We start from the raw sequence: 4,609 nt of genomic DNA on the forward strand, positions 1-4,609 counted from the left end.
CAACTACCCCCGGTTACGGCGCGCCATCGCCACCGCTCCGCCCCCGGCCACCAACAGCACCACCGCGCCACCCGCCACATACGGCGTCATCGCGCTGCCACCCGTCTCCGCGAGGTTCGCCTCCGTCTTCGGCTGTACCGGCTTCTCCGGCTCGCCCTGCGGCTTCTCGCCGGAGTCCTTCGGCGGCGTCACCCCCACCGGCGTCTCGCATCCGGCCCCGGCCAGCTGCACCGTGCCCGTGACCTCCGCGACGTTCAGCTTCAGCGGGTTCACGGACACCGTGAGCTCCAGCGCGGACGCCGCCGCCGTGCGCGACGTCGTCTGCGTCTTCGACAGGGCGAGGCTCACCTCGCCGACCCCCGGCACCTTCACCTCCGTCGTGCCCTTGGCCGTCAGCGTGACCTTCTTGCCGAGCACGGTCACCGCGCCGAGGAGATTCGATTCGGCAACCGGCCGCTTCCCAGCGGTGCAGACCGCCTTGGAGGTGACCTGCTCGACCTCGACGAGGGAGAGCAACGGCAGCCCGGGCACATGCATCTCGGCCCGCGCGACGTTGCTGTAGCCCCGCGCCGTGCCACCCCGCACGGTGGCCTTCGCCGTGGCGACGTCCGCGCGGAGCACGCTGAAGGGCCGCCCGCCGTCGACGCCGTCCAGCCGGGCGGTCAGTGCGGTCTTCTCCGCGCTGGCGGGCGCCTGCACCTCGTTCAGGGCGACCTTGAGCGGGACGTTCACGGTCTTGTTGAGCAGGGAGACGTTCAGCCCGGTGCGCAGCACGACGGCGTCGGCCCGCCCGCCCCGGTGACTGTCGCCGCCGGTGGCCTGCGCGGACCCCGCACCAGCGAGCGCCGCGGGCCCCGCGGCGAGCGCGGTGGCGACGGCGACGACGGAGAGGCGGCGGGCGGGCGCACGGAATGTATTGCTGTTCAAGGTGGTGGAACCCCCACGGGAGACACGGGCCACCGGTCACGCACGCCGCATGGGGGACATGGGGACATCACGTGCGCACCGAAGGCGTCGCCCCTCATCGACGAGGGACGACGCGGGAATCTTTACGCACACAGAGTGAACGGGCGGCAACCTGGCGTCAGTTCACTCCAACGGGACGTTTCCGACTCTTCATTCGAATCCCGCGGCACAGACGTTCCCAGCCACCCCCTCCGCACCAGCCCGACACCACCCTGGACGCCACCCCGAACCGCCCCGCGCCGCTCGCGAGCCACCCCGCACCGCTCGCGAAGCAAGCCCAACGAGCCGCACCACCCCCACGTCACGCCCAGGTCAACCCACCACGAGCCCGTTCAGGACCACCCTCCGCGGCGCTCCCAGCACCCGCACGTCGTCCCGCGGATCCGCCCCGTACACCACGAGGTCCGCCGGGGCGCCCTCCGTGAGGCCGGGGCGGCCCAGCCACTCCCGCGCGCCCCACGTCGTCGCCGAGAGCGCGTCCACCGCGGGGATGCCCGCGCGGGTGAGCTCGACGATCTCCGCCGCCACCAGGCCGTGCGGCAGGGAGCCACCGGCGTCGGTGCCCGCGAAGACGGGGACGCCCGCGTCGTACGCGGCCCGCACCGTGTCGTAGCGGCGCGCGTGAAGCCTGCGCATGTGGTCCGACCAGCGGGGGAACTTCTGCTCGCCGCCCGCGGCCAGGTCCGGGAACGTGGCGATGTTGACGAGCGTGGGGACGATCGCGACGCCGCGCTCCGCGAAGAGCGGGATCGTGTCCTCCGTGAGGCCCGTCGCGTGCTCGATGCAGTCGATGCCCGCCTCGACCAGGTCGCGCAGCGAGTCCTCGGCGAAGCAGTGGGCCGTGACGCGGGCCCCCAGCCGGTGCGCCTCCGCGATGGCCGCCCGCACCGCGTCGCGGGGCCAGCACGCCGTCAGGTCGCCGACCTCGCGGTCGATCCAGTCGCCAACGAGCTTGACCCAGCCGTCGCCGCGCCGCGCCTCCTGGGCGACGTACGCCACGAGTTCGTCGGGCTCGATCTCGTGGGCGTAATTGCGGATGTAGCGGCGCGTGCGCGCGATGTGGCGACCCGCGCGGATGATCTTCGGGAGGTCGTCGCGGTCGTCGATCCAGCGGGTGTCCGACGGCGAGCCCGCGTCACGCAGGAGGAGGGCGCCGATCTCGCGGTCGGTGAGGGCCTGTTTCTCGACCGTGTCGGAGTCGACGGGCCCGTGCGCGTCGAGGCCGACGTGGCAGTGCGCGTCGACCAGGCCCGGCAGGGCCCAGCCCTCGACGGTGCGGACGTCGCCCGCCGCGGTCCCGACGGGCCGGTCGAAGGTCACCCTCCCCCCGACCACCCACAGCTCGTCCCGTACGTCCTCGGGCCCGACGAGCACCCGCCCCTTCACGTGCAGCACCGCGTGATCGCTCATGGGCAGCAGCTTAGGAGGCACTCGAAACGCCCGGTACGTGGCCGGTCGGTACGCTCAGTACCGCAGCCCGAACGAACTCGTGAGCGAAGTGAGCAGTGACGTGAGCAGTACTGTGACGCACCCCTTTCTGGACCTGGCGCCGCTGAGCGCCCAGCACTTCGCCGCCATCGAGGCGCGGGTGGCCGGGCTGCTCGACACCGAGCAGGACGTCGTGATCATGCAGGGCGAGGCGCTGCTGCCCCTGGAGGGGTGCATCCGGGGCGCGGCGCAGCCGGGCACGACCGCGCTGAACGTGATCACCGGTCCGTACGGCCAGACCTTCGGCAACTGGCTGCGCGACTGCGGGGCGACCGTCATCGACCTCGCCGTGCCGTTCCACACCGCCGTCACGGCCGACCAGGTGCGCGAGGCGTTCGCCGAGCACCCGGAGATCGACTTCGTCTCGCTGGTGCACGCGGAGGCCGCGACGGGCAACACCAACCCCGTCGCGGAGATCGGCGCGGTCGTGCGCGAGCACGGCGCGCTGTTCATGCTGGACGCGGTCGCCTCGGTGGCCGCCGAGCCGCTGCTGCCGGACGCGTGGGGCGTGGACCTGTGCGTGATCGGTGCGCAGAAGGCGATGGGCGGGCCCGCGGGCGTCTCCGCGGTGTCGGTGAGCGAGCGGGCCTGGCAGCGCATCGCCGCCAACCCGCAGGCGCCGCGCCGCTCCTACCTCTCCCTCCTGGACTGGAAGGAGCGCTGGATCGACGGCGGCAGGAAGGCACTGCTGCACGCGCCCGCCCAGCTGGAGATGCTGGCGCTCGAGGCGTGCGTGGAGCGCATCGAAACGGAGGGCCTGGACGCCCTGATGGCGCGGCACGCCACTACCGCCGCGGCCACGCGGGCGGGCGCGCTCGCGCTGGGCGGGGGCCTCGCGCCGTACGTGCACGAGGCGGTGGACGCGGCGCCGGTCGCCACCACCCTGCGGACGCCCGAGGGCGTCGACGCCGCCGCGCTCGTCGCCAGGGCGCTCGCCGCTGACCCGGTGCTCCCGCTGGTCGCCGGGGGCGGGGCGCTCGCCCAGGAGATGATCAGGGTCAACCACTACGGGCCCGACGCGACCCGGGGCGTCGTGCACGCCTCGCTCGCCGCGCTGGGCGCCGCGATGGGCGAGACCGGCCTCACGGTGGACCTGGAGGGGGCCCGGCGCGCGGTGACGGACGTCTTCGCGTCGGACGGGACCACCGGATCCAACGGATCCACCGGATCGTGATTCCACGCCTCCGCCTCTTTGCGGGACTTTGAATTCCCGCGCACCTTCTCACGAATTATTTATAAACTGAGAAGCACAGCTTCCCGTATTCTTCTGCCCGCTTTCCCGGGACCTAAACGCCAAGATTTCGACAGCACCAAGCACCACAATTCGGACGCGCCCAAAGTGGACTATGCCTATGTGACGTACTCCACAGCGCGTCCTTTTTGTGCGTTTTATGCCGGACAAATCACCTCAAAGAGATGGGATCTCGTGCGGGCGCGCGCCTACGCCTGATAACACATCCGGCGCTCTCACGTAACCCCTCCCCCCGATGCAATTCAAGAAATTGCTCGGTAAATTCAATCTGCATGACCGCTGCACAAGCCGATCTACCGACCGACCTGCAAGCGAAATTCCAAAAAATGCCGGAGGGGCTGCAACTCGACGGTCCTGATGTCGCCGACGGCGCCGCGATCTGGCGGATCGCCCGCGACTCGAAGGTCCTCGACCTCAACTCGTCCTACAGCTATCTGCTGTGGTGCCGTGACTTCGCGGCCACGTCCGTCGTGGCGCGGGACGCCGACGGGGAGACGGTCGGGTTCATCACCGGCTACATCCGGCCCGAGCACCCCGACGTCCTCATGGTCTGGCAGGTGGCCGTGGACCACGGCCAGCGCGGCCGGGGCCTGGCGGGCGCGCTGCTCGACGGGCTGACCTCGAAGGTCGCCGCGGGCCGGACGCTGAGCAGGATCGAGACGACGATCGCACCCTCGAACACCGCGTCCGAGCGGCTCTTCCTCTCCTACGCGCGTCGACACGGCGCGTCGGTGGAGCGGAAGGTCCTGTTCGACGCCGGGATCTTCCCCGACGACGGCCACGAGCCCGAGGTGCTGTACCGCATCGGTCCGCTCGACCACTGATCCGCCCTCGCTCCCCCCAGCGATGCCCGCGAGACCTGCACCAGTACCACCCGCCCCACCCGAACCACGCGCAACTCCC

At 71.3% G+C, this 4,609-nt stretch carries 4 protein-coding genes; 2 read left to right on the forward strand and 2 right to left on the reverse strand.

Annotation, left to right across the window (positions count from 1 at the left end; translation table 11 throughout):
• Positions 1-3: 3 nt before the first annotated feature.
• Positions 4-927, reverse strand: coding sequence for an SCO1860 family LAETG-anchored protein (locus AOK03_RS38530; protein WP_055570009.1), 924 nt, complete (start codon positions 925-927; stop codon positions 4-6).
• A 351-nt stretch (positions 928-1,278) separates the two neighbouring features.
• Positions 1,279-2,376: an amidohydrolase family protein gene (locus AOK03_RS38535; protein ID WP_055570010.1), complete on the reverse strand. Its 1,098-nt coding sequence runs from the start codon at positions 2,374-2,376 to the stop codon at positions 1,279-1,281.
• A gap of 112 nt (positions 2,377-2,488) precedes the next feature.
• Between AOK03_RS38535 and AOK03_RS38540 the strand changes: the two genes are divergently transcribed.
• Together AOK03_RS38540 and ectA are read left to right on the forward strand one after the other, a co-directional pair.
• The gene (locus tag AOK03_RS38540) at positions 2,489-3,628 is read left to right on the forward strand and encodes a pyridoxal-phosphate-dependent aminotransferase family protein (protein WP_055570011.1); all 1,140 of its coding nucleotides are present in this window, start codon (positions 2,489-2,491) and stop codon (positions 3,626-3,628) included.
• Between the two features lie 350 nt (positions 3,629-3,978).
• The gene (ectA, locus tag AOK03_RS38545; protein ID WP_079075241.1) at positions 3,979-4,530 is read left to right on the forward strand and encodes a diaminobutyrate acetyltransferase; all 552 of its coding nucleotides are present in this window, start codon (positions 3,979-3,981) and stop codon (positions 4,528-4,530) included.
• The last annotated feature ends 79 nt before the right edge of the window (positions 4,531-4,609 follow it).

Source organism: Streptomyces atriruber, assembly GCF_001418325.1.
GTDB lineage: Bacteria > Actinomycetota > Actinomycetes > Streptomycetales > Streptomycetaceae > Streptomyces > Streptomyces atriruber.